This window comes from Streptomyces malaysiensis subsp. malaysiensis (assembly GCF_040653035.1).
GTDB lineage: Bacteria > Actinomycetota > Actinomycetes > Streptomycetales > Streptomycetaceae > Streptomyces > Streptomyces malaysiensis.
Window position 1 is genome coordinate 342,895 of sequence record NZ_JBEZNG010000004.1, and the last position, 18,720, is coordinate 361,614.

General features: G+C 71.6%; 19 protein-coding genes. 3 read left to right on the forward strand and 16 right to left on the reverse strand.

Going from position 1 to position 18,720, the window contains the following annotated elements; all coding sequences use genetic code 11:
* Positions 1 to 62: 62 nt before the first annotated feature.
* A complete protein-coding gene (locus AB0E24_RS11045) occupies positions 63 to 1,871 on the forward strand; it encodes an SGNH/GDSL hydrolase family protein (protein WP_359376145.1) in 1,809 nt (602 codons plus the stop codon).
* A gap of 75 nt (positions 1,872 to 1,946) precedes the next feature.
* On the opposite strand, the gene AB0E24_RS11050 is transcribed toward AB0E24_RS11045, so the two are convergent.
* From AB0E24_RS11050 to AB0E24_RS11120, 15 genes are all read right to left on the reverse strand, one after another.
* Positions 1,947 to 2,726 carry an exodeoxyribonuclease III gene (locus tag AB0E24_RS11050; RefSeq protein ID WP_359376148.1) on the reverse strand — a complete coding sequence of 260 codons (780 nt, stop codon included), beginning with the start codon at positions 2,724 to 2,726 and terminating at the stop codon, positions 1,947 to 1,949.
* Positions 2,727 to 2,871: 145 nt separating this feature from the next.
* A complete protein-coding gene (locus tag AB0E24_RS11055; RefSeq protein WP_351371233.1) occupies positions 2,872 to 3,519 on the reverse strand; it encodes an MBL fold metallo-hydrolase in 648 nt (215 codons plus the stop codon).
* Positions 3,520 to 3,644: 125 nt separating this feature from the next.
* Positions 3,645 to 4,931 (reverse strand): bifunctional 3-oxoadipate enol-lactonase/4-carboxymuconolactone decarboxylase PcaDC, encoded by a 1,287-nt coding sequence (pcaDC, locus tag AB0E24_RS11060; RefSeq protein WP_359376151.1) that lies wholly within the window; start codon positions 4,929 to 4,931, stop codon positions 3,645 to 3,647.
* A gap of 65 nt (positions 4,932 to 4,996) precedes the next feature.
* Positions 4,997 to 5,716, reverse strand: coding sequence for a hypothetical protein (locus AB0E24_RS11065; protein ID WP_359376154.1), 720 nt, complete (start codon positions 5,714 to 5,716; stop codon positions 4,997 to 4,999).
* Entirely contained in the window at positions 5,713 to 6,867 is a 1,155-nt protein-coding gene (locus AB0E24_RS11070; RefSeq protein ID WP_069867071.1) for an ROK family glucokinase, read from the reverse strand. Before AB0E24_RS11070 ends, AB0E24_RS11065 begins: the two co-directional genes overlap by 4 nt.
* Positions 6,868 to 7,094: 227 nt before the next feature.
* The gene (locus tag AB0E24_RS11075; protein ID WP_093701008.1) at positions 7,095 to 7,943 is read right to left on the reverse strand and encodes an ATP-binding cassette domain-containing protein; all 849 of its coding nucleotides are present in this window, start codon (positions 7,941 to 7,943) and stop codon (positions 7,095 to 7,097) included.
* The gene (locus AB0E24_RS11080) at positions 7,940 to 8,992 is read right to left on the reverse strand and encodes an ABC transporter permease (RefSeq protein WP_069867073.1); all 1,053 of its coding nucleotides are present in this window, start codon (positions 8,990 to 8,992) and stop codon (positions 7,940 to 7,942) included. The genes AB0E24_RS11075 and AB0E24_RS11080 overlap by 4 nt, the downstream gene beginning before the upstream one ends.
* A complete protein-coding gene (locus AB0E24_RS11085; RefSeq protein WP_359376157.1) occupies positions 8,989 to 9,978 on the reverse strand; it encodes a sugar ABC transporter substrate-binding protein in 990 nt (329 codons plus the stop codon). Before AB0E24_RS11085 ends, AB0E24_RS11080 begins: the two co-directional genes overlap by 4 nt.
* Before the next feature lie 282 nt (positions 9,979 to 10,260).
* Positions 10,261 to 11,028 (reverse strand): GntR family transcriptional regulator, encoded by a 768-nt coding sequence (locus tag AB0E24_RS11090; protein ID WP_093701010.1) that lies wholly within the window; start codon positions 11,026 to 11,028, stop codon positions 10,261 to 10,263.
* Between the two features lie 152 nt (positions 11,029 to 11,180).
* Positions 11,181 to 11,819: an HAAS signaling domain-containing protein gene (locus AB0E24_RS11095; RefSeq protein WP_359376160.1), complete on the reverse strand. Its 639-nt coding sequence runs from the start codon at positions 11,817 to 11,819 to the stop codon at positions 11,181 to 11,183.
* Positions 11,820 to 12,101: 282 nt separating this feature from the next.
* A complete protein-coding gene (locus tag AB0E24_RS11100) occupies positions 12,102 to 12,752 on the reverse strand; it encodes a TetR/AcrR family transcriptional regulator (protein ID WP_079259370.1) in 651 nt (216 codons plus the stop codon).
* A 171-nt stretch (positions 12,753 to 12,923) separates the two neighbouring features.
* Positions 12,924 to 13,823 (reverse strand): transporter substrate-binding domain-containing protein, encoded by a 900-nt coding sequence (locus AB0E24_RS11105; protein ID WP_359376163.1) that lies wholly within the window; start codon positions 13,821 to 13,823, stop codon positions 12,924 to 12,926.
* Positions 13,824 to 14,072: 249 nt separating this feature from the next.
* On the reverse strand, positions 14,073 to 14,726 hold the full coding sequence (locus tag AB0E24_RS11110; protein ID WP_069867078.1) for a bifunctional 4-hydroxy-2-oxoglutarate aldolase/2-dehydro-3-deoxy-phosphogluconate aldolase: 654 nt from the start codon (positions 14,724 to 14,726) through the stop codon (positions 14,073 to 14,075).
* 258 nt (positions 14,727 to 14,984) lie between these two features.
* Positions 14,985 to 15,953, reverse strand: coding sequence for a sugar kinase (locus tag AB0E24_RS11115; RefSeq protein ID WP_079259369.1), 969 nt, complete (start codon positions 15,951 to 15,953; stop codon positions 14,985 to 14,987).
* A gap of 275 nt (positions 15,954 to 16,228) precedes the next feature.
* A complete protein-coding gene (locus AB0E24_RS11120) occupies positions 16,229 to 16,657 on the reverse strand; it encodes a ribonuclease (protein ID WP_359376167.1) in 429 nt (142 codons plus the stop codon).
* A gap of 168 nt (positions 16,658 to 16,825) precedes the next feature.
* Here AB0E24_RS11120 and AB0E24_RS11125 point away from each other — a divergent pair, with 168 nt between their 5' ends.
* Complete coding sequence (locus AB0E24_RS11125) at positions 16,826 to 17,503, forward strand: helix-turn-helix domain-containing protein (RefSeq protein ID WP_250850907.1); 678 nt, start codon at positions 16,826 to 16,828, stop codon at positions 17,501 to 17,503.
* The gene (locus tag AB0E24_RS11130; protein ID WP_069867081.1) at positions 17,500 to 17,715 is read left to right on the forward strand and encodes a DUF6126 family protein; all 216 of its coding nucleotides are present in this window, start codon (positions 17,500 to 17,502) and stop codon (positions 17,713 to 17,715) included. Before AB0E24_RS11125 ends, AB0E24_RS11130 begins: the two co-directional genes overlap by 4 nt.
* Before the next feature lie 55 nt (positions 17,716 to 17,770).
* Here AB0E24_RS11130 and AB0E24_RS11135 read toward each other — a convergent pair whose 3' ends face one another.
* Positions 17,771 to 18,601, reverse strand: a complete 831-nt coding sequence (locus AB0E24_RS11135; protein ID WP_359376171.1) for an AIM24 family protein — start codon at positions 18,599 to 18,601, stop codon at positions 17,771 to 17,773.
* Positions 18,602 to 18,720 lie beyond the last annotated feature (119 nt).

Consider the following 18,720-nt stretch of genomic DNA (forward strand, 5'->3'; position numbering starts at 1 on the left):
TTTCTACGTTCTTCCCGCGCCTGTCGAATCACCGGTCAGGTTGGTTGCGAGAGGGGACACTTATGCGCGTCGCGAGACCGTGGGCAGCGGCCGGGACCATCGCGGGAGGTGTCACCCTCGCACTCCTGGCACCCTCCCCCGCCGCACCGGCCGGCGTACCGGCCCACAAGCCGCTCCCTTTGGAGCGGCTTTTCGACAACAGGGCGGTCAGCGATGACACCCGGCCGGGTGACGCGGACTTCGACGGCGCGGGCGCCTCGCTCTCCGCACAGGATCTGGGGGCCGCCGGCTGGACCCCGGGGCGTGATATCGCCCTGGACGCGGCGCGGCTGACCTGGCCGAGGAGCGCGGGGGCACGGCCCGACAACGTGATCGCCGACGGACAGGCGGTGCGGCTGCGCGGACGCGGCGAGGCGCTGACGTTCCTGGTGGCGAGCAGTTCGCCGAACGGGCCCGGCGCCGGGGCGAGCGGTGTCGGGGCGGTGCGCTACCGCGACGGTTCGAGCCGTCCGTACACGCTGAGCGCACCGGACTGGCGGGCCGGCCCCGCCGCCACCAAGGCCGTCGGCCTGCCCCATCTCAACACCGCCGCCGGGCAGCGGCAGGAGACGGCCCGGCTGTACGCGGTGACGGTGCCGCTGGAGCGCGGCCGGGAGGTCGCGTCGGTGGTGCTGCCGAGGGATCCGGGCCCGGCGGCCGACCTCCATGTCTTCGCCGCGGCGCTGCGGCGGCCCGCGTACGGCTGGACCGGGAGCTGGGCGGCGAGCACCGCCGGGTACACCAAGGTCGGGCCGTGGACCGATCAGACGCTGCGGCTGGTGGTGCACACCAGCGCGGGCGGGCCGGGGGCCCGGATCCGGCTGGAGAACACCTTCGCCGCGTCGCCCGTACGGATCGGCCGGGCGACGGTCGCGCTCCAGGCGAGCGGTGCGTCGGCGCAGGGCGCACCGGTGCCGCTGACCTTCGGCGGGCGGCCGGGGACCGCGATCCCCGCGGGTGCGCAGGCGTTCAGCGATCCGGTGGACTTCCCGGTTCCGGCGGACGCCAATCTGCTGGTGAGCATCCATCTGCCGGATCCGGTCGAGGCGGTGCCGGTGCACAGCCAGGCCACCCAGCGGTCGTATCTGAGCGCGGCGGGCAGCGGTGACCGGACCGGTGACACGGGCGCCGAGTCCTTCACCGGCACCCTCACCACCTGGCCGTTCCTGACCGGGATCGATGTGCGGGGCGGGCCGGGTTCGGTGGTGGCGCTCGGCGACTCGATCACCGACGGCACCAAGTCCACCAATGACGCCAACCGCCGCTGGCCCGATGTGCTCTCGCGCCGGCTGCTCGGCCAGTCCGAGGTTCCGGCGTACGGGGTGCTCAACGCGGGCATCTCGGCCAACCGCGTGGTCGCCGACCGCTATCCGGGCGAGGGCGTCTCCACGGACACCGGCGGGGTCAGCACTCGGCACCGGCTGGAGCGGGATGTGCTCGCCCAGACCGGGGCCCGTACGGTCGTTGTCTTCCAGGGCATCAACGATCTGCGGTGGGGCAGCTCGGCCGAGGAGCTGATCGCGGGTCTGCGGTCGGTCGCGGCGCGGATGCGTGAGCGCGGGCTGCGGGTGATCGGGGCGACGATCGCGCCGTGCGAGGGCGAGTCGCTGTGCACGGCGGACGCGGATGTGCGGCGCTCGGCCGTCAACGCCTTCATCCGCGACAGCGGCGGGGTGTTCGACGCCGTGCTGGACTTCGACGCGGTGGTCCGGGACCCCGAACACCCGGCGCGCATCCTGCCCGCCTACGACAGCGGGGACCATCTGCATCCGGGGGACGCGGGGCTGCGGGCGCTGGCCGACTCGATCGACCTGCGGAAGCTGGTGGGGTAAGGGGGAGCCGCGAGGGCTCCCCCTTCGAGGCGAGGGCGCTCCCCCTTCGAGGCAAGGGCGCTCCGCCGAGGCGGGTCACACCTCCAGGTCGACGACGACCGGGGCGTGGTCGGAGGCGCCCTTGCCCTTGCGCTCCTCGCGGTCCACATACGCGTCGCCGACGGCCTTGGCGAACGGCTCGTTGCCGTAGACCAGGTCGATCCGCATTCCGCGGTTCTTGGGGAAGCCCAGCTCCCGGTAGTCCCAGTAGGTGAAGGGGCGGTCGTACTTCAGCGGCCGCGGCACCACGTCCGAGAGCCCCGAGTCGCGCAGCGCGGCCAGGGCCTCGCGCTCCAGGTCCGTCACATGGGTCAGGCCGTCGAAGGCGGCGCGGTCCCAGACGTCCTCGTCGGTGGGCGCCACATTGAAGTCGCCGAGGACGGCGAAGGGGCGCTCACCGGCCGCGTCCTGGGCGACGGTGGTGCGCAGCGCCTCCAGCCAGCGCAGCTTGTAGTCGTAGTGGGGGTGGCCGATCTCCCGGCCGTTGGGCACATAGACCGACCAGAGGCGGACCGGGCCGCAGGTGGCGCCTATCGCCCGCGGCTCCTGGCCGCCGTCGTAGTCCGGGCCGCCGGGGAGGCCGACGGTGACGTCGGTGAGGCCCGCCTTGGAGAGCAGCGCCACTCCGTTCCACCGTCCGGTGGCGTTGACCGCGGCCTCGTAGCCGAGCTCGCGCAGCGGCTCGTACGGAAAGGCGGACTCGGCGCACTTGGTCTCCTGGACGCACAGGACGTCCGTGCCGCTGTTCTCCAGCCAGGCGAGCAGCCGGGGCAGCCGGGCGGTGATCGAATTGACGTTCCAGGTCGCGATGCGCATAGGGCACAACTTACATCCCGCCTCCGACAGCCCGCCCGGCCCTCGTAGGACGGCCCTTGGAACGGCCTTCGTGGAACGGCCCTCGTAGGACAGTCCTCGGAGCACAGTCCTCGTAGGACGCCCGCCCCCGCCCGGGAGCCGCCCCTCAGAGGGCGAGGGATTCGCCCGATGTCAGCCGCAGGTGCTCGGCCCCGCCCGTGCCGGGGCCGTCGGGGCCCAGCATCCGGCCGTAGACCGTGTGCGCGAGGTCGGACAGCAGGGCGTCGTGGATGTCGATGGCCCGGCGCGGGTCGACCGCGCGGACGTAGTCGAGGATCTCGGCGAACTTGTTCCAGGGGGCGTGTACCGGCAGCATCAGCGTGTCCACCCGGTGCCCGGCGGGCACGGTGAGCGCGTCGCCGGGGTGGAAGAGCGTGCCGTCCAGCAGATAGCCCACATTGGTGATCCGGGGGATGTCGGGGTGGATGATGGCGTGCAGCTGGCCGTGCACCTCGATGTCGAATCCCGCCGCGCTGAAGGTGTCGCCCTCCCCGATGGTGTGCACCCGACCGGGAAACGCCGCTGAGATGTGGTGGGCGACGCTGTGGAGCGTCCAGATCTGGGCGTCGGGGTTGTCGTCGAGCGCCGTGCGCAGCCGCTCCTCGTTGAAGTGGTCGAAGTGCTCGTGGGTGACCAGGATCGCGTCCGCGCCGACCGCGGCGTCCTCTTCGCTGAAGGTCCCGGGGTCGATGACGAGCGTCTGCTCGTCCTTCTCGATCCGGACGCAGGAATGGCCCTTCTTGGTGAGCTTCATGGAGATCATTGTGCTACCGGGACCCCTTGGCCGTACTGAACGGGTCGGAGGAAGTCCGCCATGGTTCGGCAGCGCCCTGAAGGGACGCGGGGCTGTATCGACATGCGGCACTTCCGGCGGGGCGCTCAGCCCTCCGGGCTCGTCTCCTCGCGGATGATCCGCTGGGCCACGGCGAAGGCGGAGTTGGCGGTCGGCACCCCGCAGTAGACCCCGGTGTGCAGCAGCACTTCCTTGATCTCGGTGGGGGTCAGCCCGTTGCGCAGCGCGGCCCGGGTGTGGAAGGCGAGTTCGTCGAGATGGCCGCGGGCGGCGAGGGCGGTGAGGGTGACCACGCTGCGGGTCCGCCGGTCGATACCGGGCCGGGTCCACACCTCGCCCCACGCGTAGCGGGTGATGAAGTCCTGGAAGTCGTCGGTGAACTCGTCGGCCAGGGACTGCGCCCGGTCCACATGGGCGTCGCCGAGCACCTCGCGGCGCACCTTGATGCCCTGGTCGTACGCGTCGGAGCGGGTGTCCAGCAACGGATCGGGCACATGGTGGCCGTATTCGACGACCTCGGCGCCGGGCTGTACGGGCGAGATCACGGGCTTGGGCGGCGGCGCGGGGACCGCGGTCATCCCGGTCGGGTGGTCCGCGCTCTGCCAGGAGCTGGAGAAGTGGCGCACCAGCAGATCGGTGACGGCCATCGGCTGTTCGACGGGGGTGAGATGGGAGGCGCCGGGGACCAGCGCGAGCCGTGCGTCCGCTATTCCGGCGACCAGGACGCGGGCGTCGGCGGGCGGGGTGACCTGGTCGTCGGCACCGGCCACCACGAGGGTGGGGACGCCGATCCGGCTGAGCTCGGCGCAGACGTCGAAGGCGGCGAGGGCCTCGCACGCGGCGATGTAGCAGCCGGGGTCGGTGGTGCGGACCATCTGGACGGCCCAGTCGACGATGGCGGGCTGGGCGGCGGCGAAATCGGGGGTGAACCAGCGCTCCGGGGTGGCGCGGGCGATCGGGTCGAGGCCGTTGGTGCGGACCACGACGCCGCGCTGCCGGAAGGAGTCGGCGCTGCCGAAGCGCGGGGAGGCGGAGACGAGGGCCAGTGAGCCCACTCTATGGGGATGTCGCAGGGCGAGTTCCGCGCCGATGGCCCCGCCGATCGAGCAGCCCGCGTAGCCGAAGCGCTCCACGCCGAGCTGGTCCAGGGTGGCCAGCAACCGGGTGGCGAGCTCGGCCACGGAGGCGGCCGGATGGGCGGGCGCGCCGCCGTGGCCGGGGAGGTCGAAGCGGAGGACGCGCCAGTGGTGGGAGAGTTCGGGTATCTGGCGATCCCACATATGCCAGGTGGTGCCCAACGACGGTCCGAGGACGAGCACGGGCCCGTCCTCGGGTCCATCGGTCCGGTACTGAAGTGTCTTCGTCTCGCTCACCCGAAAACGGTATCCGACACGAGCGGCGGGGTTTTCGGGCGCGATGCGCCCAGGACGTGAAGGACCTACGGCGTAACCGTGGAGACCACGTAAACCTTCGGATGTTCCGGGCTGTCGAACTTGACCGTGATCCTCAGTTTCGGTTGCGGATCCTTCTGTTTGAGCACCATCCCGGCCCAGTCGTGACCGGCCGCTCCGACCTGCCAGCCGACCTTCTTCGCCTGGTCGCCGGTGATGGTCACCTCGCCCTCCGCCAGGGCGGAGCGACGGGTGCCGATCTTGGCCAGAAAGGCGTCGAGACCATCGCGGTCCGTGACGAACTGCACGTACAGCGAGCTGACCTTCCAGGAGTTGGTCTCGTAGAACGCGACCTTCTTGGAGTGGGGCGGCACCGGCACGTCGTATATGCGCCGCTGCACCCGCGTCGGATAGCCCGCGCTGAGCCCCTTGGCCGACGCCGCCTCCGCCTTGTCCTCACCGCCGTTGCGGCTCTGGAGGGCGGAGATCACCAGATAGCCCGCCGGGATGGCGATCAGCAGGAAGACGACCAGGGCCTTGAGCCAGCGGCGGGGCGGACGGCCACCGCCGGGAGTCGGCCCGCCGGATGTGGGTCCGCCGGGCGTGGGGCCACCGGGTGTGAGCCCGCCGGGGGCGGGTCCTCCGGGAGCCGGTCCTCCGGAGGCGGGTCCACCGGGCGTGGGGCCGCCGGGGCGCATGCCGTCGGTCGGGCGAACGCCGTCGGCCGGGGGCATCGCGGGGCCGGGGTGCTGCTCGGCGGCGGTCACTCGCGGCCCGCCTGGCTGCGCGGCGCCAGCCGCAGCGGGGAGTAGGACCCGGCGCGCTCGTACCGCTCGACGCGGCGGCGGTTGGCGCGCCGGAAGCGACGGGCCACCAGCCGGGCGAGGTCGGCCGCGCCGACCATCCCGGCCTCGGGGCCCAGCTGCGCCTTGACGATCCGGGCCTCCGGCCGGTAGCCGCGGCCGGTGAGGGTGCGCCGGAAGGCGTCCCGGGCGGGGCCGATCAGCAGATCGTCGGCGGCGCTGACGCCTCCGCCGATGACGAAGCAGGAGGGGTCGAGGGCGGCGGCGAGGTTGGCGATGCCGACGCCGAGCCACTGGCCGATGTCCTGGAGCAGTTCGACGCACATGGCGTCGCCCTGGCGGGCCAGCTCGGTGATCAGCGGTCCGGTGATCTCCTGGATGTTGCCGCCGACCCGGTCGGTGATCCCGTACGCCACCGGGGACTCGGCGGCGGCCAGCTCCCGGGCCTCGCGGACGAGGGCGTTGCCGGAGCTGTACTGCTCCCAGCAGCCGCGGTTGCCGCAGGGGCAGCGGTGGCCGGCCGGGACGACCTGCATATGGCCGAACTCCCCGGCGACCCCGTACTTGCCGCGCTTGACCTGGCCGTCCTCCAGGATCGCACCGCCGATCCCGGTGCCGAGGGTGATCATGACGAGATGGTCCTCGCCGCGCCCGGCGCCGAACCGCCACTCCGCCCACGCGGCGGCGTTGGCGTCGTTGTCGACCATGACCGGGACGTCGAGCCGCTCCGCGAGCCGGTCGCGCAGCGGTTCGTTGCGCCAGGACAGATGCGGCGCGAACAGCACGCGGTTGCGGTCGGCGTCCACCCAGCCCGCGGCGCCGATGCCCACGGCGTGCACATCGTGCCGGTCGGAGAGGTCCAGCACCAGCTCGGTGATGGTGTCCTCGACGACCTTGGGGCTCTTGGACTTGTCCGGGGTCTCGGTGCGCAGCTTCTCGAGGATGTTGCCGTCGGCGTCGACCACCCCGGCCATCACCTTGGTGCCGCCGATGTCGATGCCGACCGTGGGCACCCGGGGCGCGCTGAGGTGCGAGCGGCGCTCACGGGTGCCGACGGTCCGCAGCACGGTGGCCCGGGCCGAGCCCCGGTGCACTCGTTCGCGGTAGATGCTCATCGGCCGGCCCCCTCGCCGGTGTGGGGGGTGCGGTCGCTGCGGGTACGTGCTCGCAAGAGTTCGTCGTCCCTGCGGGGGTCTCGGGAGGCCGCGGGGCCTCGGGTGCGTCGGTCGTGGCGGGTGTGGCCCGCCGTGCGATTGTGCCTCACCCGCGCCTCATGCCGCATGGCGAGCCTACGGCGCGAAGCCCATGGGAAGCACCAGAACACGGCCGACGGCCCGGCCGCTCAGCCCTTGGCGACCCCTCCCGAGAGATCGGGGGCGGGGGTGCGGGCCAGCTCATGGCTGAGCTGCTCCAGCTCGCTGCCGCCCGCCATCTGCCGGGTGAGCTCCTCCAGGGCGATCTCGTCCTTGGCGTGGCTGCCCGCCATGGCACCCCGCTTGAGCAGGACGAAGCGGTCGCCGACGAGATAGGCGTGGTGCGGGTTGTGGGTGATGAGGACCACCCCGAGGCCCGCGTCCCGGGCGGCCGCGACGTACTTGAGCACGACCCCGGACTGCTTGACGCCCAGCGCCGCCGTCGGCTCGTCGAGGATCAGCACCTTCGCCCCGAAGTGGACGGCGCGGGCGATGGCCACGCACTGGCGCTGACCGCCGGAGAGGGTGCCGATGGGCTGGTCGACATCGTGCAGCTCGATGCCCATGCGCAGCAGTTCGCGGTGGGTCGTGGCGCGCATCGCCGCCACATCGAGGCGCCGGAGCGGGCCGCGGCCCTTATGGATCTCGGAACCGAGGAAGAAGTTCCGCCACACCGGCATCAGCGGGACCACGGCCAGATCCTGGTAGACCGTGGCGATACCGCGGTCGAGGGCCTCGCGCGGGGAGCCGAGCCGGGTCTCCTCCCCCTCGATGGTGAAGGTGCCGCCGTCGTGCTGGTGCAGCCCGGCGACGATCTTGATGAGGGTGGACTTGCCCGCACCGTTGTCCCCGAGGACGCAGGTGATCTCCCCGGCGTGCACCTCGAGGGAGACGCCGTCCAGGGCCTGGACATTGCCGTAGTACTTGCTGATGTCGCGCAAGGCGACCAGGGCCGTCCGGGATGCCGGAGATGTCTCGGATGTCTGGGACGTACTCATTTGCTCTCCTCCGCCCGCTTGCGGACCCACCAGTTGAGCAGTGTGGCGAGCAGCAGCATCGCCCCGAGGAAGAACTTGAACCAGTCGGCGCCCCACTGCGCGTAGACGATGCCCTTGTTGGTCATGCCGAAGATGAACGCGCCGACGGCCGCGCCGACCGCCGAGCCGTAGCCACCGGTCAGCAGACAGCCGCCGATGACGGCGGCGATGATGTAGAGCAGCTCATTGCCCACGCCCTCGCCGGACTGGACCACGTCGTAGTTGAACAGCAGATGCTGGCCGGAGATCCAGGCGGCCAGCGCGACGCCCAGATAGAGGCCGATCTTGGTGCGCGCCACCGGTACGCCGACCGCGCGGGCCGCCTCCTTGGCGCCGCCCACCGCGAAGATCCAGTTTCCGGCGCGGGTGCGCAGCAGGATCCAGGTGGCGAGCGCGATCAGGGCGAACCACCACAGGACGGTGATCTGCACCTCGACGTCGCCGATGGTCAGATGCGAGGCGAAGACCTTGTGGGCGGAGGGGAAGCCCTCCATGTCGGCGATGCTCTTGGTGGAGACGGTGTCGCTGATCAGCTTGGTGAAGCCGAGGTTGCAGCCCTGGAGGATCAGGAAGGTGCCGAGCGTGATGATGAAGCTCGGCAGATTGGTGCGGACCAGCAGATAGCCGTTGAAGAAGCCGATCGCGAGGGTGGCCAGCAGGGACACCCCGACGCCGACCCATACGTTCGCCGTCATCTGGTACGAGAACATCGAGGAGATCAGCGCCGAACTGGTCACCAGGACCCCGGTCGACAGATCGAACTCCCCGCCGATCATCAGCAGCGCCACCGGCACCGCCATGATCCCGATGGTCGAGGAGGCGTACAGCACGGTGCTGAAGCTGGACCACTGGAGGAAGGCGTCGGCGACGGCCGAGAAGAAGACGAAGACGGCCACCGCGCCGACGACCGCGCCCAGTTCCGGCCGGCCCACCAGCCGCCGCGGCAGCGAGCCGCGCACCGGCCGCGGGGACGAGAGCTCCTCTTCGGCGGGCGGTGCCTCCGCGCTCATCGGGTCCCCCGCTTCGTGTACGCCGCGAGCTCGGCGGCGTCGTCCTTGGTGATGATCTGCGGACCGGTGAGCACCGGCTTGCCGCCGCCGAGCACATCGGCGTTGTAGCGGTTGAGCCACAGCAGGTCCACTGCCTCATAGCCCTGGAGGTACGGCTGCTGGTCCACGGCGAAGCCCAGCTTGCCGCTCTGGAGCGAGGCGGCCACCTTGGCGTTGAGGTCGAAGGTGTCGATCTCGGCCTTGCTGCCCGCCGAGTCGGCGGCCTTGGCCGCGGTGTCCGCGAAGGGCGCGCCGAGGGTGACCACGGTGTCGATGCCCTTGTCCGACTGGAGCTTGGCCTCGATCGAGGACTGCACATCGGGCATGTTGGTGCCCTCGACGTAGATCTTCTCCATCTTGCCGTCGAAGGTCTTGGCCGCGCCGTCGCAGCGCTGCTCCAGGCCCACGTTGCCCTGCTCGTGGATCACGCACAGCACCTTCTCGCGGCCCCGCTTGTCGAGCTCGTCGCCGACGGCCTCGCCCGCGATGGCCTCGTCCTGGCCGACGTGGGTGAGCGCGCCGAACGCCTTGGACACCTCGGAGCCGGAGTTGACGGTGATCACCGGTATCCCGGCCTTCTGCGCCTTCTTCATCACGGACTTCATGGCGTCGGGCTTGGCGAGGGTGACGATCAGGCCGTCGACCTTCTGATCGAGGTAGGACTGGACCAGCTGGGCCTGCTCCTTGCCCTCCTCGTTGTGGGCGTAGAGGAACCTGATGTTGTCCTTGACCGCGGCCTGCTTGGCACCGCTCTGGACGATGTCCCAGAAGGTGTCGCCGTCGCCGGAGTGGGTGACCATGGCGAAGGTCCACTTCGGGGTGTTGACCGCGGCCCGTCCCCCGGCGGCCGCCTCCCGGGCCGCCCGCTCCTCGGCGCGCTTGCCGCCCGTATCGCTGCACGCCGCCAACGCCGTACCCAGCACCGCCGCGAGCACGGCCGCGGTCATCGCGCGCGCCCCTCTCCGCAACTTCGCCACGAAGACCCGCCCTTCTCACTGTGTGTTCGTCCCGCTGTCACCTTCACGGCCGGGTACCGCATGATCGGTCCCGGCCGCCGCCCAAGTATCCGTCACCGGTACTCGCCGGGACTTCCGGGGTGGTCAGCGGCCCGGCGCCCGTACGGCTGGAGGACTTGTAACCGGGGACGCGGCACACGTCAAGGACAAAAGGGCCCGGCGCGGGTGGAAGCGCGGTGCGACGCGGGCCGCCCGCGGGGTGCGACGCGGGGTTCAGGGGCGTACGAGCAGCTGGAACTCGAAGGCGTAGCGCGAGGCCCGGTAGATGTGCGAGCCGAACTCCACGGCCCGGCCGGTGTCGTCGAAGGTCGTGCGCTCCATGGTCAGCAGGGGCGCGCCCGCCGGCTCCCCGAGCTGCTTCCCCTCCTCCTCGGTGGCCGCACGGGCGCCGACCGCCTGGCGGGCGCTGTGCAGGGTGATCCCGGCGGCGCGCATCAGCCGGTAGAGCCCGGTGTCCTCCAGCTCGGCGCTGTCCAGCTTGAGCAGGCCCACGGGGAGGTGGTTGCGCAGATGGGCCATGGGCTCGCCGTGCGCCAGCCGCAGCCGCTCGATCAGCACCACCTCGGCGCCCTCGGCGATGCCGAGCGCGGCGGCCACCTCGGCGGTCGCGGACTCGGTGGTGTTCCGCAGCACCCGGGTGGCGGGGCGCTGACCGGCCGCCTCCAGGTCGTCGTAGAGGCTGCTCAGCTCCAGCGGACGCTTGACCTGGCTGTGCACCACCTGCGTGCCCACGCCCCGGCGGCGCACCAGCAGCCCCTTGTCGACCAGCGACGAAATGGCCTGCCGGACGGTGGGGCGGGACAGCCCGAGCCGCCCGGCCAGCTCGATCTCATTGCCCAGCAGGCTCCCGGGCGCCAGCCGCCCCTGCTCGATCGCCGCCTCGAGCTGCTGGGACAGCTGGAAGTACAGCGGGACCGGACTGCTGCGATCGACGCTGAGCTGGAGCGCCTCCGCCCCGCCCGAAGAGTCTTCTTCCTCCATAGCCACGGGCTGAGGGTATCCGGATGAGCACATGACGGGAAGTCGTGAAGTTCTGTTGTCCGGACAAACTACGCACAGGCGGCCCCACGGGGCCGACAACGCTGTCGACCGATCGCTTGGGCCTACCCGCCCTGCCGGCTGCCCTACCCGCCCTACCAGGTCCGTTCACGCAGCCGGGCGGCGGACCGGGCCAGCCGTATCGCGCCGGCCACCGGCAGGGTGAGCGCTATCAGCAAGGAGGCCACGAACGCGGGGGCGGTGATCCCGTCGAACGCCAGGGAGAGGGCCGCCGCCAGCACCGGCACCGTCACCAGGGGCGACAGGACGAACAGGGTGGCCTGCCGCTTCTCGTGCCGCGCCCACGGCGCGGACCGCCACAGCCGGACCAGCGCGCCGAGCGCGGCGACCAGCCCCAGCGGTATGCCGACCCCCGGGACCAGGCACAGCGGCACGGGCAGCACGGCGATGCCGAGCGTCGTCCAGGTGGCGCCGACGTTCTCCGGTTCGGGTGGGATGCTGCCGGACTCCTCGGCCAGCGCGTCCGCCGCGATCTCCTCCGGGGTTCCGATCCAGTCGAGCACCCGCCGCACCCGCTCCTCGCCGATCGTGTCGTGGTCCCCGGCGGGTTCCCCGGCGGCATCACCGTCCCGGTCGTCCGCCAGCGCCGCCGCGATCTCCTCGCGCAGATCCTCGAGCAACTCCTCCCGCCACGCGGCGGGCAGCGCCGCGGTCCGCCGCTCGACCGAGGACAGAAAGGTCCGCACGAGGGGGTGGCTGAGGGGACTGCTCATGTCGTCTCTCCGGGTACGAGGAAACGGTCACCGGTCCAGGGCGTTACAACCGGCATCCGTCAGCGTGTAGCACCCGCACGGGAGCCGCGCCCGGATTCGCGCAAATGCGCATCCCGCTGCGGTCGACAGGCTACGCGGCTCGGCGGAAGTCGGCGGCGGTTCGGTGGCGCCCCGAAGGGGCGCGGGGCCGCGACCGATATGCGGCTCCGCCGCGCGGGCGCGACCGGCCGCAACGGCGTCGCGGACGATCGACGGCAGGTCAGGGCACGTCCAGCGGAGCGCTCAGTAGGCCGGTGCCTCGCCCCCGCCACGGGTCATGGCCCGGTCCAGTTCGGTCCCGGTGAGCCCGGCCGGGAGCCGGACGGTGTCGGAGCGGGCGCGCAGACCGTCCAGGACGAGCGCGGCGATACGGCGGGCGGCGCGGCCCCAGGCTTCGGGCGGGAGTTGGGCGGGCGCGAGCATCGCGCCGGTGACCACGAGGTCGGCCGCGGTGGCGTCGGGGCGGATCGAACCGTCGTCGACGCCCCGCTTCAGAACGGCCGCCAGCGACCGGGAGATCCGCGGGCCGAGGGGATCGCCCCCGTCCTCCGGTAGAGGGCCGCCGAGCAGCGGCAGGGCGAGGTGGCGGCATTCGGCGAGGAGCCGGTCCAGGAAACCGGCCAGCGCGTCCAGCGGCGGCGCCGCGCTGTCCTCCGCCTCCTGGGCGAGGGCGGCCACGAGCGCGTAGGAGCGGTGGGTGACGGCCGCGTACAGCTCCTCGCGGTCGGCGAAGTTCCGGTACAGCGTGGCGATGCCGACCCCGGCCTCGCGCGCCACCACGTCCAGCGGCACGGCGGGCCCGTCACGGAGCAGGACCCGCTCGGCCGCGTCGAGGAGGGCGGCGCGGTTGGCGACGGCGTCCGAGCGGCGGCGCACGGGATGGGCGGGACTCATGGGGCCATCTTCCCGCTCCGGGCGCCGCGGAAGGGCGGCGGACGCGAGAGTCGTACACCGGTGCCGAGATTTTCAGCCGCCGGGCGTCCGCCGCCGCACTGCCCGCTCAGGGCTTCGGCGGCTCCAACGGCTTCAGCGCTTCGACCGTTTCATCCGCTTCATCTGCTTCATCTACTTCATCTGCTTCATCTGCTTCATCCATTCACCCTCGTACTTCTGGTACGTGCCGTCGTGCGTGGCCAGATGGACCCACTGGTCGACGTACTCCTTGAACTGCGCGTCGCCGCGTGGCAGGGCGTACGCCTTCTCGGAGAACGAGAACGGCTCGTCGGGGTGGACCGCGCACAGCTCCGGGTGGATGGCGGACTGGTAGCGGGTCTCGCTGGCGTCCGTCATCATCACATCGGCGCGGCCCTCGATGATCTCGTCGAAGATCGTGGTGTTGTCCGGATGGACGGTGAGGGTGGCCTGTTCGACATGGGCTCGGGCGAACTGCTCATTGGTGCCGCCCGGGTTGACCACCACCCGTACGCCCGGTTTGTCGATCTCCTCCAGCGTGCGGTACTTGTCCTTGTCCTCGCAGCGCACGATCGGTGTCTTGCCGTCGGTGAGGTACGGCTCGCTGAAGTACGCCTTACGGGCGCGTTCCAGGGTCACCGACACCCCGCCCATGCCGACGTCGCAGCGCCCGGCGACGAGGTCGTCCACCAAGGTGGCCCAGGTGGTGGGCACGAACGCCGGTTTGGCGTCCAGGCTCTTGGCGAGATCCCCGGCCATCTTGATGTCGATACCGGTGTAGGCGCCGGACGTGGGGTCGCGATGGCTGAAGGGCCGGTAGTCGCCCGTGGTGCACACCTTGAGCACGCCGCGCTCGGGCACCCGGTCCAGCCGGGTGCCGCGCTGCTGCCGAGCGCGGTCGGCGGCGGACGCCCGCGCCGACTCGGCCTTCGACTCGGGCTTCGACGTGGACTTCGAGGTGGGCTTCGACGCCGTGCCGACGGCCAGTGCCGAACCTGCGGCGGTGACGGCGAGCATGGCGGCGAGGGCGGACAGCGTGACGGTACGTCTCACGGCACCTCCTGGGCGCGGGCGGGCGGCCGCTACGAGCCGCATGATCACAGCGCGCTCAGGGTGGCAGAAGTCCCGTCCCACGGGAAGCCGTTGACCACCGGCCGGATCCCGCCGCCGTTACGGCTCGCGTGCCGCCGTCCTTACGGCTCGCGTGTCGGCGTCCTTACAGCTCGCATGTCGCCGTAAGGCTCGCACGACGCCGCCGGAACGGCTTGCGGGCCGCCGGTCGGAACGGCTCATGCACCGCCGTCAGAACAACTCCTGGGCCGAGTCCAGCGGTGGCGCCACATCCGCGAGACGGGCCAGCAGCTCGGCGGCGCGCTTGCCCACGGTGTCCCGGTCGCCCTCGGACAGCGCCGAGCCCATTCCGCAGGCGACGGCCCCGGCCGCGATCCAGTCCGGGGCCTCGGCCAGGGTCACCCCGCCGGTGGGGATCACGGCGGCCTGCGGCAGCGCGGCCCGTACATCGCTGACCCATCGGGGCCCGTAGGCGGAGGCGGGGAAGAGCTTCAGGGCGTCCGCGCCCAGCTCCATCGCGCGCACCGCCTCGGTGGGTGTGGCCACGCCGGGGAAGACCGGCAGGCCGTAGCGGTGACCGGTGCGGATGACCTCGGGGTCCAGGCTCGGTGAGACGAGGAAGCGGGCGCCCGCGTCCACCGCCATCCGGGCCGAGGCGGCATCGAGCACCGTGCCCGCGCCGATCACCGCGTCATCGCCGACCTCCCGGATCAGGGTGGTGACCGCCTCCAGGGCGAAGGGCGTGGTCAGCGAGATCTCCAGGCTGGTGATACCGGCGGAGAGCAGACTGTCCGCCGTGGCGTGGGCGTGGTCGTAGCTGTCGCTGCGGACGATGGCGAGAACGCGCTGCGCGAGCGCGGCCCGGGTGATCTCCCAGCGGTACACGGCGGTCGCCGCCTTTCCTCTCCCAGTGCTGCTGGCGATGCCGCCCCGGCTTGCCTCCGGGATATGCGGCGTTTTCGGTGTGCGGTGGACGATGTGCGGTGCTGTGATGCGCTTGGTGGATCGGTATCGGGCTGGTCGGTGTTACCGGTGCTGTCCGTGCTGCTCCGTGCTGTGGCTGCTATGTGTGTTGTCTGTGTTGTGCGCTGTTGTGCGCGGTGTCCGCGCCCTCCGGGTGGTCCGTGGCTACGGCGGGGCGGCTCAGCGATATGCCGGATCCCCGCCCTTGGACAGCTCGGCGAGCGCCCGGTCCCGCGCGGCGGCGGTGGGCAGCCCGTCCGTATCGGTGGCGGCCTGGACGACCAGGGCGGCCACGCACGCCGCCTCGGCGAGCGCCTGGTCCTCGTGCAGCCCGCGCAGACGCGCCGACAGATAGCCGGCCGTGAAGCCGTCACCGGCCCCGATCGGGTCGACGACCGGCACCGCATGGGGCAGTTGATCCCAGCTGCCGTCCGCGGTGAGAACGGTCGAGGAGTGGTCGGCGCGCTTGATCACGACCTCGTCGGCCCCGCCGCGCAGCAGCTCCCGCGCGGCCTCGTCGGCGGGTTGGGCGGTCAGCAGCTCCAACTCGTCCTCGCCCGCGAGGACGATATCGGCGTCGCGCAGCAACGGGCCCGCCGTCTGGGCCCACTGCGCCGCGCCGCCCAGCTTGTGCCGTACGTTCGGATCGAAGGAGACCCTGGCCCCGGCCTCCCGGGCCAGCTCCACCAGGCGGCGGCTCGCGGCCGCCGCGGTCGGCGAGAGCATCGGCGTGATCCCGGACAGGTGCAGCAACCGGGTGCCGTGGAGGGCCTCGGGGCGTATCTGCTCGGGCGTCAGCCGGGAGGCGGCCGACCCCATGCGGTAGTACTGCACATCGATGGCGCGGTACGCGTGGCTGTCCCGCATCAGCAGCCCGGTGGGGGCGTGGTCGTCCACGATCGCGTGGGCGACATCCACACAGTCGGCGCGCAGCTCGCGCAGCACCGCCTCCCCCGCGGGATCGGCACCGACCCGGCCGAGCCAGCGCACACCATGGCCGAGCCGAGCGAGGCCCACGGCCACATTGGATTCAGCCCCCGCCACCGACCTGCGGAAATGCATGGCCCGGTCCAGCGGAACCCCGGGTTCGGCGAGCAGGAGGAGCATGGCCTCTCCGCACGTGACCACTTCCGGACCGTTCGCCACCATGCCTCCCCGCACGTCCGCTGCTACCGAGACGGTATCGGGAAGGAACGACAATGGCCCGCTCGGGGTTCCCGGGCGGTGACCGTTTCGGGGCGTAGAGCGAGGCGAACGGGCGGGCAACGGGCAGGCGGGCGGGGGCGGAAGGACAAGCGGACCGGCGGACGGACCGGCGGACGGACGGACCGGCTGGGCGGACGGGCCGTCACCCTGTTGCGGCCGCTGCCCCGGTGGGGGCAGCGGCCGCAGGGCGGGGGGTGGCGGTCTTCGGTGGGGCCGCGTCAGCAGCCGTAGTCGACCAGGTCGAACGAGGCGTAGTGGTCGGACGTGTAGTAGTCCTCGTCCGTCTTGTTACCGGTCACGATGCGCTTGGCGCCACGGTCGTCCGAGCCCGGGGTGATCACGGTGTACTCGTGGTAGTAGCCGGAGGACTGGGACGGCAGGATGCCTTCACGGTTCTGGAAGACGGTGCCGTCCTGGGGGAACGGGTAGGGGCCGCCCTGCTCGATCAGGTCGAGGGTGTCATGGGCCTGGGACGGCAGGTCCGAGTAGCAGATATCGCCAACGGCCGCGATGACCTGCGACGACGCAACGGTCTGCGATGCCGACGCGGTGACGGCGGTGGCCGCGGTGGCCGTACCGCCGATGATCAGCGTCGAGACGAGGGCGCCGAGGGCACCGATGCGGGCGATCCGTGGGGGGATTGTCATACGGATAGCATGACGCGCGTAGACGCTGGTGTGTCAATCCCAAGTCGTCGCCGTTCGCCGGGAGTTCACAAGAACTGCGCGAAGCGTCAGAAGAGGTAACGGAAGCGTAACCTTTGCCTCTCGGGCAAAACTTTTGCCTCAGAGGTCAAGGCTGGCTATACCGGAGATATGAACCCGCTCCCCCACGGGCCCGCCGAGTGGCCCACGGGCGGACCGGCCGACGGTGACCCCGGCGGACCGTCCGCCGAACTGCCCACTGTCGCTCCCCGCCTGCGTGACCTGCGACGACGCAGTGGTCTTACGCTCGAGGCCGCCGCCCTTCGCGTCGGGCTCTCCCCCGCACATCTGTCCCGGCTGGAGACGGGCCGCCGCCAGCCCTCGCTCCCGATGCTGCTGACCTTGGCCCGTACCTACGGAACCACGGTATCCGACCTGCTGGGCGAAACGTCCTCGGAGCGGGACCCGGTCGTACGGGCCGACCGCATGGAGGCTCAGGCGGCGGGCGGCTGGACCTACTGGCAGGCCGGCGGCTCCGGCCGGGCCATGCAGGCGCTGCGGCTGCATGTGCCGGAGCGGTCCGCCGCCCAGGAGGATCTGGTGCGGGTCCACCCCGGCGAGGAGTGGCTCTACGTCCTGGGGGGCCGGCTGCGGCTGATCCTCGGCGAGACCATCCACGCGCTCTCCCCGGGCGACGCGGCCCATTTCGACTCCCTCACCCCGCACCGCATCGCCGCCGCCTCACCCGGCGGGGTCGATCTGCTCTTCGTCCACACGCTGCTCCAGAGCGGCGCGGCCGAGCTGTGCCTCGGCGACGCCCCTCGCCGAGGAAGGCACGGTATGCCATGAAGGACGCGAACGACATGAGCGCCGCCGACGCCCCGACGGACACCCCGACGCACGACCCGGCGGACACCCCGACGGCGAACGCCCGGACCGGCCCGCGCGAGGAGGACCGGGCGCCGATGACGTTCACGGTGCGGGTCTTCATCTACCTCGTGGGCGTCCACTTCATCGCCGGCTTTCTCTTCCTCCTCTTCTACGTGGCGGGCGCGAAGTAGGCGGAGTCCGGCGGGGCATGGCCCACGGGCCGCTCCTCACCCCGCGTGGGTCTCGTCACCCGGCGTGGGTGGAGAACATTCCGCCCGTCGGCCCCTGCTTGTCGCCGCCCTGGGCCTTCTTCAGGGCGTTCGCCAGGCCCTCGATGGTGAGCGACTGGAGAATCACCCGTCCATTGCCCTCCAGCGTGGCCAGGGACAGCCCCTCACCGCCGAAGACCGCGTTCATCAGCCCCTGGCGGTTGAGCCCGCCGATGCGCTCCACGCCGTACTGGATGCCTTCCTCGAAGGCCACGATGCAGCCCGTGTCGACCTCGATGCGGCCGCCGAAGTCGGCCGGGTTGAGGTCGATGAAGTTGCCCGCACCGCAGATGATCACGGTGCCATACCCGGTGAACTTCTCCAGGATGAACCCCTCGCCGCCGCTGCGCCCGGTCTTCCCGCCCTGGAAGGCGATCCCGAACCCCACGGTGGACTCGGCCGCCACGAAGGCGTCCTTCTCCGCGAACCAGGCCCGTGTCCCGTCCAGCTCCAGCGCCCGCATCTCGCCGGGCAGCACCCCCGCGAAGCCGACGGTGCCCTCGCCGCCGGTGGCGGTGAAGTACTGGAACGCCAGCGACTCCCCGGCCAGCGCACGCTGCCCCACCTGCATGGCGGTGCCCATGGCCTGGCGCAGCATCCCGCCCATCCCGCCGCCCCCACCGCTCCCGCCATTGCTCCCGGCGGCCTGGCCGCCGCCCCCGCCGGGTCCGGACAGCCGGGTCTCCATCGTCACGTTCGCCGTCTTGAACAGGAACTTCCCGGCCTCGCAGTAGACGGTCTGCCCCGGCTGGAGGGTGCAGACCGCCATCTGCATGGCGTTGCCGACGATCTCTTGCCGCAGGGTCACAGCCAATCTCCTCGAAGGTCGCGTGAGGTGGTGCCAGGTGCCGTCAGGTGGCGTCATAACCGGACATCCGGGTCAACGTCCGACCCGGTCCACCAGGTTCCGTGAGCTTGGCACAATGC

Excerpts from the sequence above, each read along its gene's own strand:
- AB0E24_RS11045 (WP_359376145.1), top strand. The coding sequence starts at position 63 with ATGCGCGTCGCGAGACCGTGGGCAGCGGCCGGGACCATCGCGGGAGGT.
- AB0E24_RS11050 (WP_359376148.1), bottom strand. The coding sequence starts at position 2,726 with ATGCGCATCGCGACCTGGAACGTCAATTCGATCACCGCCCGGCTGCCC.
- AB0E24_RS11055 (WP_351371233.1), bottom strand. The coding sequence starts at position 3,519 with ATGAAGCTCACCAAGAAGGGCCATTCCTGCGTCCGGATCGAGAAGGAC.
- AB0E24_RS11070 (WP_069867071.1), bottom strand. The coding sequence starts at position 6,867 with ATGAGCATCTACCGCGAACGAGTGCACCGGGGCTCGGCCCGGGCCACC.
- AB0E24_RS11075 (WP_093701008.1), bottom strand. The coding sequence starts at position 7,943 with ATGAGTACGTCCCAGACATCCGAGACATCTCCGGCATCCCGGACGGCC.
- AB0E24_RS11080 (WP_069867073.1), bottom strand. The coding sequence starts at position 8,992 with ATGAGCGCGGAGGCACCGCCCGCCGAAGAGGAGCTCTCGTCCCCGCGG.
- AB0E24_RS11085 (WP_359376157.1), bottom strand. The coding sequence starts at position 9,978 with ATGACCGCGGCCGTGCTCGCGGCGGTGCTGGGTACGGCGTTGGCGGCG.
- AB0E24_RS11090 (WP_093701010.1), bottom strand. The coding sequence starts at position 11,028 with ATGGAGGAAGAAGACTCTTCGGGCGGGGCGGAGGCGCTCCAGCTCAGC.
- AB0E24_RS11095 (WP_359376160.1), bottom strand. The coding sequence starts at position 11,819 with ATGAGCAGTCCCCTCAGCCACCCCCTCGTGCGGACCTTTCTGTCCTCG.
- AB0E24_RS11100 (WP_079259370.1), bottom strand. The coding sequence starts at position 12,752 with ATGAGTCCCGCCCATCCCGTGCGCCGCCGCTCGGACGCCGTCGCCAAC.
- AB0E24_RS11115 (WP_079259369.1), bottom strand. The coding sequence starts at position 15,953 with ATGGTGGCGAACGGTCCGGAAGTGGTCACGTGCGGAGAGGCCATGCTC.
- AB0E24_RS11120 (WP_359376167.1), bottom strand. The coding sequence starts at position 16,657 with ATGACAATCCCCCCACGGATCGCCCGCATCGGTGCCCTCGGCGCCCTC.
- AB0E24_RS11125 (WP_250850907.1), top strand. The coding sequence starts at position 16,826 with ATGAACCCGCTCCCCCACGGGCCCGCCGAGTGGCCCACGGGCGGACCG.
- AB0E24_RS11130 (WP_069867081.1), top strand. The coding sequence starts at position 17,500 with ATGAAGGACGCGAACGACATGAGCGCCGCCGACGCCCCGACGGACACC.